This window comes from Streptomyces sp. NPDC002032, from assembly GCF_042890765.1.
Lineage (GTDB): Bacteria > Actinomycetota > Actinomycetes > Streptomycetales > Streptomycetaceae > Streptomyces.
On record NZ_JBIASM010000003.1, the window covers coordinates 327,061 to 342,280 of the forward strand.

14 protein-coding genes are annotated in these 15,220 nt (G+C 74.3%); 9 read left to right on the forward strand and 5 right to left on the reverse strand.

The annotated features are described in order from the left end of the window. Window positions 1-114 precede the first annotated feature (114 nt). Window positions 115-882 carry a GntR family transcriptional regulator gene (locus ACFYYT_RS09595; RefSeq protein WP_351823473.1) on the reverse strand — a complete coding sequence of 256 codons (768 nt, stop codon included), beginning with the start codon at window positions 880-882 and terminating at the stop codon, window positions 115-117. A 160-nt stretch (window positions 883-1,042) separates the two neighbouring features. Between ACFYYT_RS09595 and ACFYYT_RS09600 the strand changes: the two genes are divergently transcribed. Together ACFYYT_RS09600 and ACFYYT_RS09605 are read left to right on the forward strand one after the other, a co-directional pair. Beyond that, complete coding sequence (locus ACFYYT_RS09600) at window positions 1,043-1,471, forward strand: ATP-binding protein (RefSeq protein WP_351823476.1); 429 nt, start codon at window positions 1,043-1,045, stop codon at window positions 1,469-1,471. Next, a complete protein-coding gene (locus ACFYYT_RS09605) occupies window positions 1,465-1,737 on the forward strand; it encodes a helix-turn-helix domain-containing protein (protein WP_351823478.1) in 273 nt (90 codons plus the stop codon). The genes ACFYYT_RS09600 and ACFYYT_RS09605 overlap by 7 nt, the downstream gene beginning before the upstream one ends. Here the strand turns inward: ACFYYT_RS09605 and ACFYYT_RS09610 are convergent. Together ACFYYT_RS09610 and speB are read right to left on the reverse strand one after the other, a co-directional pair. Then, window positions 1,709-3,376, reverse strand: coding sequence for a thiamine pyrophosphate-binding protein (locus ACFYYT_RS09610; RefSeq protein ID WP_351823481.1), 1,668 nt, complete (start codon window positions 3,374-3,376; stop codon window positions 1,709-1,711). The two genes, ACFYYT_RS09605 and ACFYYT_RS09610, sit on opposite strands and share 29 nt — an antisense overlap. Before the next feature lie 5 nt (window positions 3,377-3,381). Continuing rightward, window positions 3,382-4,350 (reverse strand): agmatinase, encoded by a 969-nt coding sequence (gene speB / locus ACFYYT_RS09615; protein ID WP_351823484.1) that lies wholly within the window; start codon window positions 4,348-4,350, stop codon window positions 3,382-3,384. 116 nt (window positions 4,351-4,466) lie between these two features. Between speB and ACFYYT_RS09620 the strand changes: the two genes are divergently transcribed. The 6 genes from ACFYYT_RS09620 to ACFYYT_RS09645 all read left to right on the forward strand — a co-directional run bounded on the left by ACFYYT_RS09620 (window position 4,467) and on the right by ACFYYT_RS09645 (window position 12,031). Then, window positions 4,467-6,074, forward strand: a complete 1,608-nt coding sequence (locus ACFYYT_RS09620) for a PucR family transcriptional regulator (protein ID WP_351823487.1) — start codon at window positions 4,467-4,469, stop codon at window positions 6,072-6,074. Between the two features lie 39 nt (window positions 6,075-6,113). After that, window positions 6,114-7,145 (forward strand): FUSC family protein, encoded by a 1,032-nt coding sequence (locus ACFYYT_RS09625; protein ID WP_351823489.1) that lies wholly within the window; start codon window positions 6,114-6,116, stop codon window positions 7,143-7,145. Between the two features lie 128 nt (window positions 7,146-7,273). Next, window positions 7,274-8,782 carry a cytochrome ubiquinol oxidase subunit I gene (locus ACFYYT_RS09630; RefSeq protein WP_351823492.1) on the forward strand — a complete coding sequence of 503 codons (1,509 nt, stop codon included), beginning with the start codon at window positions 7,274-7,276 and terminating at the stop codon, window positions 8,780-8,782. Window positions 8,783-8,961: 179 nt separating this feature from the next. Further along, window positions 8,962-10,119: an acyl-CoA dehydrogenase family protein gene (locus ACFYYT_RS09635; RefSeq protein WP_351823494.1), complete on the forward strand. Its 1,158-nt coding sequence runs from the start codon at window positions 8,962-8,964 to the stop codon at window positions 10,117-10,119. A 29-nt stretch (window positions 10,120-10,148) separates the two neighbouring features. After that, entirely contained in the window at window positions 10,149-11,027 is an 879-nt protein-coding gene (locus ACFYYT_RS09640; protein WP_351823497.1) for an acyl-CoA thioesterase II, read from the forward strand. Between the two features lie 77 nt (window positions 11,028-11,104). Further along, window positions 11,105-12,031 carry a cation diffusion facilitator family transporter gene (locus ACFYYT_RS09645; RefSeq protein ID WP_351823500.1) on the forward strand — a complete coding sequence of 309 codons (927 nt, stop codon included), beginning with the start codon at window positions 11,105-11,107 and terminating at the stop codon, window positions 12,029-12,031. A gap of 29 nt (window positions 12,032-12,060) precedes the next feature. Here the strand turns inward: ACFYYT_RS09645 and ACFYYT_RS09650 are convergent, their stop codons facing one another. Further along, a complete protein-coding gene (locus ACFYYT_RS09650) occupies window positions 12,061-12,855 on the reverse strand; it encodes a phosphatase (protein WP_388607340.1) in 795 nt (264 codons plus the stop codon). A 65-nt stretch (window positions 12,856-12,920) separates the two neighbouring features. Further along, window positions 12,921-13,499: a TetR/AcrR family transcriptional regulator gene (locus tag ACFYYT_RS09655; RefSeq protein ID WP_351823506.1), complete on the reverse strand. Its 579-nt coding sequence runs from the start codon at window positions 13,497-13,499 to the stop codon at window positions 12,921-12,923. 101 nt (window positions 13,500-13,600) lie between these two features. On the opposite strand from ACFYYT_RS09655, the gene ACFYYT_RS09660 reads away from it, so the two are divergent. Continuing rightward, on the forward strand, window positions 13,601-15,217 hold the full coding sequence (locus ACFYYT_RS09660; protein ID WP_351823508.1) for a carboxyl transferase domain-containing protein: 1,617 nt from the start codon (window positions 13,601-13,603) through the stop codon (window positions 15,215-15,217). Window positions 15,218-15,220 lie beyond the last annotated feature (3 nt).

Here is a 15,220-nt window from a genome sequence, read left to right on the forward strand (position 1 = left end):
CCTGTCCTGCCGCCACCCCCAACGCTCCGACCGGCGGATTTCATCCCGCCGCAACAATCGCACGGCCGTACGGGGACGGCGCGCGAACCGCACCCGCCCGGAGGAAGCCGACGGCTACGGGGCGTCGAACTCGTACTCCAGGACGTAGGCGGCGGAGTCCAGCACCATCTCGTTGACCTCGACGGCGCGGCCGTCCGCCGTGAGGGCGGTCCGGCAGATCAGCACCACCGGGGTCCCGGCCGCCAGCCCGAGCGCCTCGGCCTCCTCGGCGCTGGGCATCCTGGAGCGGACCTCCTCGCGGAAGCGGGCGGGCTTGTGCCCGATCTCGGCGAGGCGGGCGTAGATCCCGCCGGGGCCGGTGTCGGCCTCGGTGATGGGGGTGCCGGCGACGAGGGCGGCGTCGAGGTGGGAGGTGGCCAGCATGACCGCCCTGCCCTCGAACAGGAACCTGCGGCGGCGCACGCACGCCGGGGCGCCGTCGGCCAGACCCAGTGCGGCGGCGACAGCGGCCGGAGCGGCCTCCTGGGTGATACCGAGCACCTCGACCTGCGGATCGCGGCCCTTGCCGTCCGCCGCCCAGATGGACCCGCCCGCGCCCCACACCTCGACGGCCAGTCGCTGGATCCCGCGCCGCCGGATGCCGACCCGGAACTCGCGCACGAACACCCCCGCTCCCTTGCGCGCTTCGGCCAGACCTTCGGCTTGAAGGACGCCGAAGGCCTGCCGCGCCGTCATCCGCGCGACGCCGTACGCCGCCATCAGGTCACTCTCGCCGGGCAGCCGGTCGCCGGGTCCGTACTCACCCGACGCGATGGCGTCCTTCAGTGCGGCAGCGATGCGCAGGTACTTGGGCTGCCGCCCCGTGGCGTCGTGCTTGGCCATGCCGGTCCTCCCCGATCATCCTGCCGACAGCGTAGGCGGGCCGGGGGTGACGGACGGCGGCCACCGTGCCGCCACGCAGCGTACACATATCTAGATATCTCTTGACGGGAGGCTCGCGCAGCCGCTTCACTTTCCTCAGGTATCTAGATAGGTGAGGTTCATGACGGTGTCTTCTGCCGACGAGACGTACTGGCTCGTACCTCCGGGCCCCCGCGCCCCCGGCCGGGCCCGCGCGCTCCTACGGGGGCAATGCGCGGCGTGGTGCGTCGGCGTGGAGGCCGCCGATACGGCCGAGCTGCTGCTCTCCGAGCTGGTCACCAACGCCGTCCGGCACTCCGGGGCGCCGCCGGGGCGGGAGATCGGGGTGCGGGTGGCCCGGTACGCGGGGGTGCTGCGGGTGGAGGTGGCCGACGCGGGCGACCTCGTGGAGCTGGCCCCGGGGGACGCGGGTGAGTGGGACGAGCGGGGGCGGGGGCTCCGCATCGTCGCCGCCCTCGCGGACCGCTGGGGGCAGTGCCCCCGCCGGCACGGCATCGGCAAGGCCGTCTGGGCCGAGATCGGGTGGGGCCCGGAGGGGGTTCCGTGCTGAGGGCGGTGGAGGAGGTGCGGCTCGGCTTCGCGGTCGGGCAGGCCGTCTACGACAGGCGCGTCGAGCTCGGGATCTCGCAGGACGAGCTGGCGCGGCGGGCGGGACTGACGCGGTGGGAGGCGTCCCGGCTGGAGCTGGGCGCGGCCCTGCCGGCCCTGCCGCTGCTGGCCCGGCTGGCCCGCGCCCTGGAGGCCGGGCTGGACCTCACCCTCGCCGCCGGGAGCTGCGCCGTCGTCCTCAGAGGTGGGTCGGGGCGAACATCTTGAGGGTGGCCGCCAGGACGACCACCGAGGGGCCCGGGGTCTTCAGGGCCTGGCTGAGGTCCGCGCGCAGGGTCTGCGGGGTGGTGACCGTCGCCGGGACGCCGAAGGAGGCGGCCAGGGCGGCGAAGTCGGGGCGGGTGAGCTCGGTGCCGGTGGCGCAGCCGTACTCGCGGAGGATGCCGTAGCCGCCGTCGTCGACGATCAGCCAGGTCACGTCCAGGTCGTGCTGGCGGGCGGTGGCCAGATCGGCGATCGAGTACATGGCGCCGCCGTCGCCCGAGACGGCGAGGACGGGGGTGTCCGGCTCCGCCACGGCCGCGCCGAGGGCCGCCGGGAACGCGTAGCCGAGGCCGCCCGCGCCCTGGGCGGAGTGCATCGTGTTCGGGTGCTTCGGGTCGAAGGCCGACCAGGCCCAGTAGCCCAGGACCGTCATGTCCCAGAAGGACGGGGAGCGGGGCGGCAGGGCCGCGCGGATCGCGGTCAGGAGGTCCTGCTCCAGGGTGACGTCCTGGGTGGCGAGGCGGGCCGAGACCGCGGCGAGGAGGGACGCCACCCGCTGCGGGGCGTCCGGGTCCGCGCGCTCGGTCACCGTCTCCAGCAGGGCCTGGAGGGCGAGGCGGGCGTCGGCGTGGATGCCCAGGGCGGGGTGGTTGGACTCCAGCTTGCCGAGGTCGGCCTCGATCTGGACGACCCGGCCCGTGGGGAAGAACGTGTGGTAGTTCGAGGACAGCTCGCCGAGGCCGGAGCCGACGACCAGGACGACGTCCGCGTCCTCCAGGAAGTCCGTCGTGTGGCGGTCCTCCAGCCAGGACCGCAGGGAGAGCGGGTGGTTCCAGGGGAAGGCGCCCTTGCCGCCGAAAGTGGTGACGACGGGTGCGTTCAAGCGCTCCGCGAGCTGCTTCAGCTTGCCCGCGGCGTCCGCACGGATCACGCCGCCCCCGGCGATGATCACCGGGCGGGAGGCGTTCGAGAGCCAGTGCGCGGCGAGGGCCGTCAGCTCGGGGCGCGGCGCCAGTTCGTGCGGGGTCGCGTCCATGCCGGTGACCTGCGGGATCACCGTCTCCGCGCGGAGCACGTCCTCGGGGATCTCGACCCAGACCGGACCGAAGGGGACCGTCAGGGCCGACTCCCAGGCCTCGGCGATGACCGAGGGGATCTGGGAGGGGGTGCGGGCCTGGTGGACCGACTTGACCACGTCCCGGAAGGAGGCCGCCTGGTCGCGCAGCTCGTGCAGGTGGCCTCGGCGGCCCCCGCCCAGGCCCGGGGACGGGACCTGGGAGGAGATCGCCAGCACCGGCGCGGAGGCGGCGGCCGCCTCCGCGAGGGCGGGCAGGGACATCAGCGCGCCCGGCCCGGTCGACAGGAGCAGCGGGACGGCCGTGCCCGTGAGCCGGCCGTAGCCGTCGGCGGCGAAGCCCGCGTTGTTCTCCGTACGCAGGCCCACGAGGCGCAGGCCGGAGCGGCCGACGGCGTCGAAGAGGGCCAGCGCGTGCTGGCCCGGGAGCCCGAAGACGGTGGTGGCGCCGAGCCCGCGCAGCGCCTCCACGACCAGGTCCCCGCCCGTGCGGCCCGGTGGCGGCGCGAGTGCGGCCGCCGTCTGGGCCTCGGTGGGACGGAGTACCAGGTCGTGGTCGTGCGTCACGGTGGTCAGTTGCCCTTCGCCCGCGCCGCGGAGATCTGGCGGCTCATGATCGTGGTGAGCTCGTACGCGGTGTGCGAGGCCGCGACCGAGGTGATCTCCGCGTGATCGTACGCCGGGGCGACCTCGACGACGTCGGCGGAAACGAGGTTGCAGGAGGACAGGCCGCGGATGATCTCCAGCAGCTCGCGGGAGGTCATGCCGCCGGCCTCGGGGGTGCCGGTGCCGGGCGCGTGGGCCGGGTCGAGCACGTCGATGTCGATGGAGATGTAGAGGGGGCGGTCGCCGATGCGCTGGCGCAGCTGGTCGGCGACCTCGTCGGCGCCGCGGCGGTAGACGTCGGCGGAGGTGACGATGCCGAAGCCCATCTTGGCGTCGTCGTCCAGGTCCTGCTTGCCGTACAGCGGGCCGCGGGTGCCGACGTGGGACAGCGCCTCGGTGTCGAGGATGCCCTCCTCGACGGCGCGGCGGAACGGGGTGCCGTGGGTGTACTCGGCGCCGAAGTAGGTGTCCCAGGTGTCCAGGTGGGCGTCGAAGTGGAGCAGGGCGACCGGGCCGTGCTTCTTCGCGACCGAGCGGAGCAGGGGCAGGGCGATGGTGTGGTCGCCGCCGAGGGTCATCAGGCGGGAGCCGTTGCCGATGAGCTCGTCGGCGGCGGCCTCGATCGTCTCGACGGCCTCGTTGATGTTGAAGGGGTTCGCGGCGATGTCACCGGCGTCGGCGACCTGCGCGAGGGCGAAGGGGGAGGCGTCCTGGGCCGGGTTGTACGGGCGCAGCAGGCGGGAGGCCTCGCGGATGGCGTTGCCGCCGAAGCGGGCGCCGGGGCGGTAGGAGACGCCGGAGTCGAAGGGCACGCCGACGACGGCGACGTCGGCGGAGCCGACCTCGTCGAGGCGGGGCAGCCGGGCGAAGGTCGCCGGGCCCGCGTAACGCGGGATGCGGGAGGAGTCGACGGGGCCGCGCGGCTGCGTGCTCATGGGGGGTGCCCTTCTGGTGGTCCTGCGAGTGCGGTGCTTCGAGCGTAAGCGGGCGCGGCCGGGGCGCGAAGTGTACGTTTCATCCACTGTCATGCCCCGATGTGTAGGAAGTGTCCATGGAAGCCCCGCTCACCCCGCCGGTCCCGCTGGCCGCCCTGACCGCCGACCGGGAGCTGGGGCTGAGGCTGCTCGCGGGGGCGGGTGCCGGGGCGGCGGGGGCGGCCGAGGTGTACGGGGTGCACGCCTCGGAGATGGCCGACCCGTCGCCGTACCTGCTGGGCGGGGAGCTGCTGCTGACGGCCGGCGCGGGGCTCACGGATCCGGCGGAGTACGTGGCGCGGCTGGTCCGGGCGGGTGTGGGCGCGGTCGGGTTCGGCGTCACCCCGGTGCACGAGACGGTGCCGCCCGCCCTCGCCGAGGCCTGCGAGCGCTACGGGCTGCCGCTGGTGGAGGTGCCGCCCGGGACCCCGTTCACGGCGGTCGGCCGGGCGGTCTGGCGGCTGATGGCCGAGGCCCGGACCAGGGAGCTGCGCCGGGTGACCGAGGCGCAGCAGTCCCTGGCGTCGGCGGCCGCCCGCCCCAGCCCGGTCCCGGCGGTCCTGGGCCGCCTGGCCTCGGCCCTGGGCGGCTGGGCGGCACTGCTGCCCCCGCCGGGCCGGGCGGCCGAAGCGGAGCAGCCGGGCACGGGCTGGGCGGCACCGGCCATCCCGCCGGACACGGCAACGCCGGCGGCCCCGGCCGACGCGCCGTCACCCGGCTCGGGGACGGGACCGGACGGGGGCCCGGGCGGGGAGCGCCGCCCCGGTGCGGGTGCTGACCCGGGCGTCGGGCGGCCCGGTGCGGGCGCCGGCTCCCGCTCCGGCGCCGCGGGCGCGGACCCCCGGGGCGGCGGGCCCTCCGGGGCGGCGCGGGAGGCCCTGGAGGCGCTGGCCCGGCGGGTGGCCTCGGGCGCCGCCGCGACCGCCACCGACTCCCACGCCGGAACCCACCTGGCCGCCTACGCGGTCGGGGGCGGTCGCGTGCTGGCCCTGGCCACGCCCTCCCGGACCCCCGGGGACCACACCATCGCCTCCGTCGCCGCCGTACTGCTGACCCTGCTCACCGGGGACCGTCCGGCGGGGGACGGGGCCGCCGCCCTGACCCGGCTGCTGCTCGACGGGGATCCGGCCGGGGCGCTCTCCCCCGGGCCCTGGTACGCCGTGCACGCCCGGGGCGGCGGGGATCCGCGGGCGCTGGCCGATGCGCTGGGCACCGTACTGCTGGACCCGCGCGGGGACGGCGTACGCCTGCTGACCGACCGGGAGCCCGCCCCGCAGCCCGGCTGGCGGCTCGGGGTGAGCGCTCCGGCCGCGCCCGCCGGGCTGGGCACCGCCGGAGCCCAGGCGCGCCGGGCGCTGGAGCGCGCGGAGGCGGCCCGGACGCCGCTGGTGCGGCACGCCCCCGGCGGGCTCGGCGCCCTGCTGGACCCGGCGGAGGCGCGCGCGTACGCCGAGGCGCTGCTGGCCCCGCTGAGCGCGGCGCAGGCGGCGACCCTGCGGGGCTGGCTCGCGCACCACGGCAGCTGGGACCGCACCGCCGCCGCCCTCGGCGTCCACCGCAACACGGTCCGCCAGCGCATCGCCCGCGCCGCCGTACTGCTGGGCGCGGACCTGGACGACCCCGACACCCGGATGGAGCTGTGGTTCGCCCTGCGCTGGGAGTCCCGCCCCGACGGGCACGGCTGACGAGGGTCCGCCGCCCCGGCGGACCCTACGATGTCCGGCATGTTCGACATGCCCCGCAGGGCCGCACGGGCGGTGCGCCGCGCCTGCCGGGGCGGGCGGCTCGCGCCGGCCGCCCGGCTGCTCGTCTGCGCCGCGGTCCCCTGGTACGCGTGCGTGTGGCTGGGTACGAGCACGGTCCCGGTGCCGGCCGCCCTGCCCGCCGTGCTGATCCTGCGCGGGGACGTGTTCGCGGCCCCCCTGCTGGCCCTGGAGCGCCTGGCCGGGGTGGTCGCCGGGGTCCTGCTGAGCGTGGCGGTCCTGCACTGGCTGCCCTCGGGCCCGCTGTCGTTCCCCGTCCTCCTGGTGTGCGCCTGCGCGGGCATGTACCTGCTCAGCCGGGCCGGCTCCCCCAACCAGCAGGTGCTGATCACCGCCCTGGTGATCTACGCGACGCCGGTGCCCGGCTACCCCCTGGCCCGGCTCGTCGAGACCGCCGTCGGCATCGCCGTCGTGGCGCTGCTCGGCCCGCTGCTCTGGCCGCCGGACCCGTACCGGCAGGCGGCGCGCGGCCTGGAGGAGTACCGCACCGCGCTGGCGGACCGGCTCGCGCGGACCGCCGCCGGGGCCGCCGCCCCCGTACCGGCGGACGCCGCGGCCCCCGCCCCCGTCGCCGCCTTCGCCCTGTGGCACCGCCCGTACGAGCTCTCCGCCGCACTGGAGCAGCGGTCGGGGCGGCTGCTCCTGCTGGCGCCCCGGCGGGACCGGGCCGGGGCGGCGGGCCCGCTGCGGCCCCGGCTGCGGCTGGCCGCGCGGACGGCCCCGGCGCTGCAGTTCCTGACCCGGGAGCTGGAGACCCGGTCCGCCGCCGACGACCCGTCCGCGCACGCCATGGCCCCGCTGATCGGGGCGACCGGCCGGGCCCTGGACGCGGCCCTGCGCGGCGAGGACTGCGCGCCGGGGCTGCGCCTGGCCCGGGAGCTGGCGGCGGCGCACCGGGCCGCGCACCCCCGCGCCCGGGACGCCGTACTGCGCGCCGGGATCCACCTCACCCACCAGGTGCTGGCCGAGCGGCCGGGCCCGGCCGCGGGCTGACCACCCGCCCGGGTGTCGGCCGTACGGCTTGCGCGGCGGGCGGTCGGGCCGCCACTGCCGGGCCGGGCGGGCGTCCCGGGCGAAGGTGTCCCTGCGGGGCGGGACGAGCGAGGCGAGGGAGGACCCGGATGGAGCTGGCTGTTGCCTTCGACACGATGGCCCGGTGGCAGTTCGGCATCACCACCGTCTACCACTTCCTGTTCGTACCCCTGACGATCTCCCTCGCGACGCTCGTCGCCGTCCTGCAGACCGCCTGGGTGCGCACGGAGAAGGAGAAGTACCTCAGGGCGACCAAGTTCTGGGGCAACCTCTTCCTGATCAACGTCGCGATGGGCGTGGTGACGGGCATCGTCCAGGAGTTCCAGTTCGGCATGAACTGGTCGGACTACTCGCGCTTCGTCGGTGACGTCTTCGGCGCGCCGCTCGCCTTCGAGGCCCTGATCGCCTTCTTCTTCGAGTCCACCTTCATCGGCCTGTGGATCTTCGGCTGGGACCGGCTCCCCCGGAAGATCCACCTGGCCTGCATGTGGGTGGTGGCGGCGGGCACCGCGCTGTCCGCGTACTTCATCCTCGCGGCGAACTCCTGGATGCAGCACCCGGTCGGCTACCGGATCAACCAGCAGCGCGGCCGCGCCGAACTGACCGACTACTGGCACGTCCTGACCCAGGACACCACCCTGGTCGTCGTCTACCACACGCTCACGGCCGCCTTCCTGACCGGCGGGGCCTTCATGGCCGGCATCGCGGCGGTGCACCTGCGGCGCGGCCGGCACGCCCCCGTGATGCGCGCCTCGCTGCGGCTGGGCCTGGTGACGATGGTGGTCGCGGGCGTGCTCGTGGCGTTCAGCGGGGACACCCTGGGCAAGGTGATGTTCCGGCAGCAGCCGATGAAGATGGCCGCCGCCGAGGCCCTGTGGGACGGCCAGACCAGCGCCCCCTTCTCGGTGTTCGCCATCGGCGACGTCGACAAGGGCCACAACAGCGTGGAGTGGTCCATCCCGGGCCTGCTGTCCTTCCTGGCGGAGGGGAACTTCACCGCGTACGTGCCGGGCATCAACGACACCGCCGCGGCCGAGCAGGCGAAGTACGGGCCCGGGGACTACCGGCCCGACATCCCGGTCGCCTTCTGGGGCTTCCGCTGGATGATGGGCTTCGGCATGGCCTCCCTGGCCATCGGGGCGGCCGGGCTCTGGCTGACCCGCCGCAGGTTCTGGCTGCACCCCGACCTGCGGACCGGCGAGGACGAGGTGCCGCACCTGGCGCTGACCCGCCGCACGACCCTGGGGTCCCGGCTGACGACCTGGTACTGGCGGGCCGCCGTGTGGACGCTCGCCTTCCCGCTGATCGGCAATTCCTGGGGCTGGATCTTCACCGAGACCGGACGCCAGCCCTGGCTGGTCTACGGGGTCCTGCGCACCGCGGACGGGGTCTCCCCCGGCGTCTCCCAGGGCGAGGTGATCACCTCGCTGGCCGGCTTCACCCTGCTCTACGCCCTCCTGGCGGTGATCGAGGTCAAGCTGCTCGTGAAGTACGTCAAGGCCGGTCCCCCCGAGCCCACCGACGCCGACCGCAACCCGCCCACCAAGACCGGCGGGGACGACGGGGACCCCGACCGGCCGATGGCCTTCGCGTACTGACGGCCCCGAGCGTGCCGCTCCTCACTCTGGACACGGGACTCTGGACACGGGTGACAACCCGCCGGTAACTTAATCTGAGCAAGCGCTTAGGCGCTCGCGACCACATTGAGAAACCACGACGGCGCGCAGCCACCCCCGCGAGAGCGGCGGCGGCCCGGCCGCGCAGAGGGAGGCCGGCCGTGCGCCGTACCGTTTTCGACGAGGACCACGAGGCGTTCCGCGAGACCATCCGCGCCTTCATCGAGGCCGAGGTCGTCCCCGTCTACGACGAATGGTTCGCGGCGGGCCAGGCTCCGCGCGACTTCTACTACAAGCTCGGCGAGCTGGGCGTCTTCGGGATCAACGTCCCCGAGGAGTTCGGCGGCGCGGGCCTGGACACCCACAAGTTCGAGGCCGTCCTCTACGAGGAGACCTCCCGCGCCGGCGTGAACTTCGGCGGCTCCGGCGTCCACGTGCTGCTCGCCCTGCCGTACATCAAGATGCTCGCCACCGACGAGCAGAAGAAGCGCTACCTGCCGAAGTTCGTCTCCGGCGAGGAGATGTGGGCCCTCGCCATGACCGAGCCGGGCACCGGCTCCGACGTCGCGGGCATGAAGACCACCGCCAAGCTCTCCGAGGACGGCACGCACTACGTCCTCAACGGCTCCAAGACCTTCATCACCGGTGGCGTCCACGCCGACCGCGTGATCGTCTGCGCCCGCACCTCCGCCCCGGGCGAGCAGGACCGCCGCTTCGGCATCTCCCTCTTCGCCGTGGACACCAAGTCCGAGGGCTACTCCATCGGCCGCAAGCTCGACAAGCTGGGCCTGCGCACCTCCGACACCGCCGAGCTGGCGTTCGTCGACGTGAAGGTGCCGGTCGAGGACCTGATGGGCGAGGAGAACAAGGGCTTCTACTACCTCGGCGCGAACCTGCCCTCCGAGCGCTGGGGCATCGCCTTCGGCGCGTACGCGCAGGCCAAGGCCGCCGTCCGGTTCGCCCAGCAGTACGTGACCGACCGCACGGTCTTCGGCAAGCCGGTCGCGCACTTCCAGAACACCAAGTTCGAGCTGGCTTCCTGCCAGGCCGAGGTGGACGCCGCCGAGGCCGTCGCCGACCGCGCCCTGGAGGCCCTGGACGCGGGCGAGCTGACTGCCGCCGAGGCCGCCTCCGCGAAGCTGTTCTGCACCGAGGTCGCGCACCGCGTCATCGACAAGTGCCTCCAGCTGCACGGCGGCTACGGCTACATGAACGAGTACCCGATCGCCCGTCTGTACGCCGACAACCGCGTGAACCGCATCTACGGCGGCACCAGCGAGGTCATGAAGTCCATCATCGCGAAGTCCATGGGTCTGTAAGTCCCCCCGGGGCGCTTACCGACACCTCCATGAACGAGGCACTGACGACGCTCCTCGAACTGCTCGACCTGGAGCAGATCGAGGAGGACATCTTCCGCGGTACCAGCCGATCGGCGCTGGTACCGCGGGTCTTCGGCGGCCAGGTCGCGGCCCAGGCGCTGGTCGCGGCCGGCCGGACCGTGCCCGGGGACCGTACGGCGCACTCGCTGCACTCGTACTTCCTGCGCGCCGGGGACCCCGGCGCGCCCATCGTCTACTCCGTGGACCGGATCCGCGACGGGCGCTCCTTCACCACCCGCCGGGTCGTCGCCGTCCAGCACGGACAGCCGATCTTCCACCTCTCGGCGTCGTTCCAGACGTACGAGGACGGCCTCGACCACCAGAGCGCCATGCCCGACGCACCGGACCCCGAGACCCTGCCGACGGCCGCCGAGTCCCTGCCCGCGTACCGGGAGACCTTCCGGGACCCCGGCACGGTGGAACGGCTGATCGAGGCGCGGGCCGCCGTGGACCTGCGCTACGCGACGACCCCGCCGTGGGGCAGCGTCGGCGAGCCCGTCGAGCCGCGCTGCCAGGTGTGGTTCCGCACCGCGGGCAAGCTGGAGGGCGACGACCCGCTGCTGCACACCTGCCTGGCCACCTACGTCTCGGACATGACCCTGCTGGACTCGGTGCTGCTCGCGCACGGCCGGGGCGGCTGGGCCGTCGGCGACGTGGTCGGCGCCTCGCTGGACCACGCCATGTGGTTCCACCGGCCCTTCCGCGCCGACGAGTGGCTCCTGTACGACCAGGAGTCCCCCTCGGCCGCCGCCGGCCGGGGCCTGGGCCAGGCCCGCATCTGGACCCAGGACGGCCGCCTCGCGGTCACCGTCATCCAGGAGGGCGTCGTCCGCGTCCCGCGCGGCTAGGGCGTGCCCGACGGCGCCCCCGCCGGGCACGGGTGTCACTGACGGTGCGCCCCGGATCCGGGACGTACCGTCGCGGCATGCCCGGAGAATCCGAAAGCGTCGCCACCGTCGTCGTCGCCACCGTCACCAATCTGGGGATCGCGGTGGCCAAGGCGGTCGGCGGGATCGTCAGCGGGTCCAGCGCGATGCTGTCGGAGGCCGCGCACTCGGTGGCCGACACGGTGACGGAGGTGTTGCTGCTGGCCGCCCTCAAGCGCAGCGCCCGGCCGGCCGACGAGGCGCATCCGCTGGGATACGGGCCCGAGCGGTACATCTGGGCGCTGCTCGCCTCCATCGCGACGTTCGTGGGGGGCGCGGTCTTCGCGGTGTACGACGGCATCCACACCCTGGTGCACGGGGAGGACCCCGGCGACCCGACGCTTTCGTACGTCATCCTCGCCGTCGCCTTCCTGCTGGAGGGCTACTCGCTGTACGTGGCCTGGCGGCAGGTGCGGGCCGAGGCGCTGCGGATGCGGGCGCCGCTGGGGCTGTACGTGAAGCACACCCCCGACACGGCGGTGAAGGCCGTCCTGCTGGAGAACGTCGCGGCGCTGATCGGCCTCGCGCTGGCCGCGGGCGGCCTGCTGGGCGCGCAGCTGACCGGCTCGGGGGTCTACGACGGGGTGGCGTCGCTGCTGATCGGGCTGCTGCTGGTGGCGGTGGCGTGGGAGCTCGGGCGCTCGAACGCCCAGTACCTGATCGGCCGGCCGCTGCCCGCCGCGACGCGGGCGCAGGTACGGGAGGAGCTGCTGTCGGTGCCGCACATCGAGGCGGTGCTGGAGCTGACCACCCTCGTCCAGGGCCCGGACGAGGTGCTGATCGCAGCGAAGATCGACTTCCACGACCTGGCCTCGGCCCGCCAGGTGGAGGCCGCCTGCGAGGACGCGGAGTCCCAGCTGCGCGAACGCTTCCCGGCGGTCCGCCGCGTCTACCTGGACCCCACCCCGGGCCCGCCCGCCCCCTGACGGGCCGGGCCGGGCCGGGCCCCGGCAGGTCAGCCGGCCAGGCCGGCCGCGGCGAGCAGGTAGGCGACCATCGGGTCGTAGAAGCGGGGGTCGCGGACGTGGTCGTCCAGGGGGACCGCCACCTGGAGGGTGCCCTCCGCCTCGGCGAGGAAGAGCGCCGGGTCGTTGCAGTCCGCGTACCCGACGGCGTCGAGCCCGCGCTGGGCCGCGCAGCCCGCCCAGCCGTGGTCGGCGACGACCAGGTCCGGCTGCGGGCGGCCCTCCGCCGCGAGGCCGTCCAGGACCGCGGCCATCGGGGCCGGGGAGTGGGTGTGCCACAGCGTCGCCCCGCGCTCCTGGACCGCGATGCCGGCGAACTGCCACACCGAGCCCTCGTCGGCGGTGAGACCGGCGGGGATCCGGACGATCTCGCAGCCCGCCGCGCGCAGGGCGTCGGCCGTGGCGCGGTGGACGTCGAGGAGACCGCCCGGGTGCCCGGTGGCCAGCAGCACGCTCTGCCGGTCCGCGGCGGCCTTGCGCAGCCGCGCCGCCAGCCGGTCCAGGGCGGCGACGGTGAGCTCGGGGTCGATGGTGTCCTGGCCGTGGCGGTGCCCGGGGTCGTCCACGACCCCGCAGCGCTCCGCCATGACGGCCAGCACATCCTGTTCGTCCGTCCAGCGCTCGCCGAGCTCCAGGCCCAGCCAGTAGTGGCGGTCGCCGTTGGCGAGGCGGCGGTAGTGGCTCAGGTTGTTCTCGCGCGGGGTGGCCACCTCCCCCGCGATCCGCGTGCGGACCAGGTGTTCGACGAGTTCGGCGCGGCTGGGTACGGGCGTCTCTATCGGCATGCGGCTCATTCTGCCGCCGCCCGGCCGGAGTCGTGCGTTCCGTCCCAGACCCCGCAGGCGTGGCCTCATCCCGACAGCGCCCCGAACGCGCCGTTCGCGAGCCGCCGCAGCAGGGACTCGGTCGCGTCCCGGCCGAGGACGGCCAGATGCGGGGTGGAGTTCAGCAGACCGAAGACCGCGTGCACGCAGACCCGTACCTCGGTCTCGCCGACCGCGGGGTGCAGTTCCCGTACGACGGCCACCCACAGCTCCACGTACTGCCGCTGGAGCTGGCGCACGAGCTTGCGGTCGGCCTCGCGCAGCCGGTCCAGCTCGCGGTCGTGGAGGGTGATCAGCGCCCGGTCGTCGAGCGCGAAGTCGATGTGGCCCTCGACCAGCGAGGCCAGCACCTCCCGCGGGTCCGCGCCGGCCTCCTCGACCCGCCGCCGGCCGCCCGTCAGCAGCCGCTCGCTGATCCCGACCAGCAGCTCGGCGAGCATGGCGTCCTTGCCGGCGAAATGCCGGTACAGGCCGGGGCCGCTGATGCCGACCGCGGCCCCTATCTCGTCCACGCCCACCCCGTGGAACCCGCGCTCCGCGAAGAGCCGAGCGGCCTGGCTGAGGATCTGCTCGCGACGGGTGGGGGCGGCGGCTCTGGTGCTCATGGGAATCCATTCTAGACAGGGCCGTTAGCGCTCGTTAACCTGGAGCGCATACGCGTTAACGGTCATTAACAAAGCGTGCACCGAGCAAGGGAGCTCGACCGATGCAGCAGGCACCAGTGCTGACGAGCGCCGCGGACCCGGCGTCCGAGGCCTGGCGGACCAATGAGGCCGCCCACCGCGAGCTCGCCGAGGGCCTGCGCGCCCGGCTGGGCGCGGCCCGTCTCGGCGGCGGCGAGAAGGCCCGCGCCCGCCACACCGCGCGCGGGAAGCTGCTTCCCCGCGACCGCGTGGACACCCTCCTCGACCCGGGGTCCCCCTTCCTGGAGCTGGCCCCGCTGGCCGCCGAGGGCATGTACGGGGGCGCGGCCCCGGCCGCGGGGGTGATCGCGGGCATCGGCCGGGTCAGCGGCCGCGAGTGCGTGATCGTCGCGAACGACGCCACCGTCAAGGGCGGCACGTACTACCCGATGACCGTCAAGAAGCACCTGCGGGCCCAGGAGGTGGCGCTGGAGAACCGTCTCCCCTGCCTCTACCTGGTCGACTCCGGCGGCGCCTTCCTGCCCATGCAGGACGAGGTCTTCCCCGACCGGGACCACTTCGGCCGCATCTTCTACAACCAGGCCCGCATGTCGGGGGCCGGCATCCCGCAGATCGCCGCCGTCCTCGGCTCCTGCACGGCGGGCGGCGCGTACGTCCCCGCCATGAGCGACGAGGCCGTCATCGTGCGCGGCCAGGGCACCATCTTCCTCGGCGGCCCGCCGCTGGTGAAGGCCGCCACCGGAGAGGTGGTCACGGCCGAGGAGCTGGGCGGCGGCGAGGTCCACTCCCGGATCTCGGGCGTCACCGACCACCTCGCGGAGGACGACGCGCACGCGCTGCGGATCGTACGGAACATCGTGGCGACCCTGCCCGCGCGCGGGGCCCTGCCCTGGTCGGTCGAGGCTCCCGAGGAGCCCAAGGTGGACCCGTACGGGCTGTACGGCGCGGTCCCCGTCGACTCCCGCACCCCCTACGACGCCCGCGAGATCATCGCCCGCGTGGTCGACGGCTCCCGCTTCCAGGAGTTCAAGGCGGAGTTCGGCCAGACCCTGGTCACCGGCTTCGCCCGGATCCACGGCCACCCGGTCGGCATCATCGCCAACAACGGCATCCTCTTCTCCGAGTCCGCACAGAAGGGCGCCCACTTCATCGAGCTGTGCGACCAGCGCGGCATCCCGCTCCTCTTCCTCCAGAACATCTCCGGCTTCATGGTCGGCCGGGACTACGAGGCCGGCGGCATCGCCAAGCACGGCGCCAAGATGGTCACCGCCGTGGCCTGCACCCGGGTCCCCAAGCTCACGGTGGTCGTCGGCGGCAGCTACGGCGCGGGCAACTACTCGATGTGCGGGCGGGCGTACTCGCCGCGCTTCCTGTGGATGTGGCCCAACGCCAAGATCTCCGTGATGGGTGGCGAACAGGCCGCCTCGGTGCTGGCCACCGTCAAGCGCGACCAGATCGAGGGCGCCGGCCAGGAGTGGCCCGCCGAGGACGAGGAGGCCTTCAAGGCCCCGGTCCGCGCCCAGTACGAGGAGCAGGGCAACGCCTACTACGCCACCGCCCGGCTGTGGGACGACGGGGTCATCGACCCGATGGAGACCCGGCAGGTGCTGGGGCTGGCCCTGACCGCGTGCGCGAACGCCCCGCTGGGCGACTCGGGCTTCGGCATCTTCCGTATGTGACGT

Coding starts and splice junctions, on each gene's coding strand:
- ACFYYT_RS09595 (WP_351823473.1), bottom strand. CDS start 882: ATGGCCAAGCACGACGCCACGGGGCGGCAGCCCAAGTACCTGCGCATC.
- ACFYYT_RS09600 (WP_351823476.1), top strand. CDS start 1,043: ATGACGGTGTCTTCTGCCGACGAGACGTACTGGCTCGTACCTCCGGGC.
- speB (WP_351823484.1), bottom strand. CDS start 4,350: ATGAGCACGCAGCCGCGCGGCCCCGTCGACTCCTCCCGCATCCCGCGT.
- ACFYYT_RS09620 (WP_351823487.1), top strand. CDS start 4,467: ATGGAAGCCCCGCTCACCCCGCCGGTCCCGCTGGCCGCCCTGACCGCC.
- ACFYYT_RS09625 (WP_351823489.1), top strand. CDS start 6,114: ATGTTCGACATGCCCCGCAGGGCCGCACGGGCGGTGCGCCGCGCCTGC.
- ACFYYT_RS09630 (WP_351823492.1), top strand. CDS start 7,274: ATGGAGCTGGCTGTTGCCTTCGACACGATGGCCCGGTGGCAGTTCGGC.
- ACFYYT_RS09640 (WP_351823497.1), top strand. CDS start 10,149: ATGAACGAGGCACTGACGACGCTCCTCGAACTGCTCGACCTGGAGCAG.
- ACFYYT_RS09645 (WP_351823500.1), top strand. CDS start 11,105: ATGCCCGGAGAATCCGAAAGCGTCGCCACCGTCGTCGTCGCCACCGTC.
- ACFYYT_RS09650 (WP_388607340.1), bottom strand. CDS start 12,855: ATGCCGATAGAGACGCCCGTACCCAGCCGCGCCGAACTCGTCGAACAC.
- ACFYYT_RS09655 (WP_351823506.1), bottom strand. CDS start 13,499: ATGAGCACCAGAGCCGCCGCCCCCACCCGTCGCGAGCAGATCCTCAGC.
- ACFYYT_RS09660 (WP_351823508.1), top strand. CDS start 13,601: ATGCAGCAGGCACCAGTGCTGACGAGCGCCGCGGACCCGGCGTCCGAG.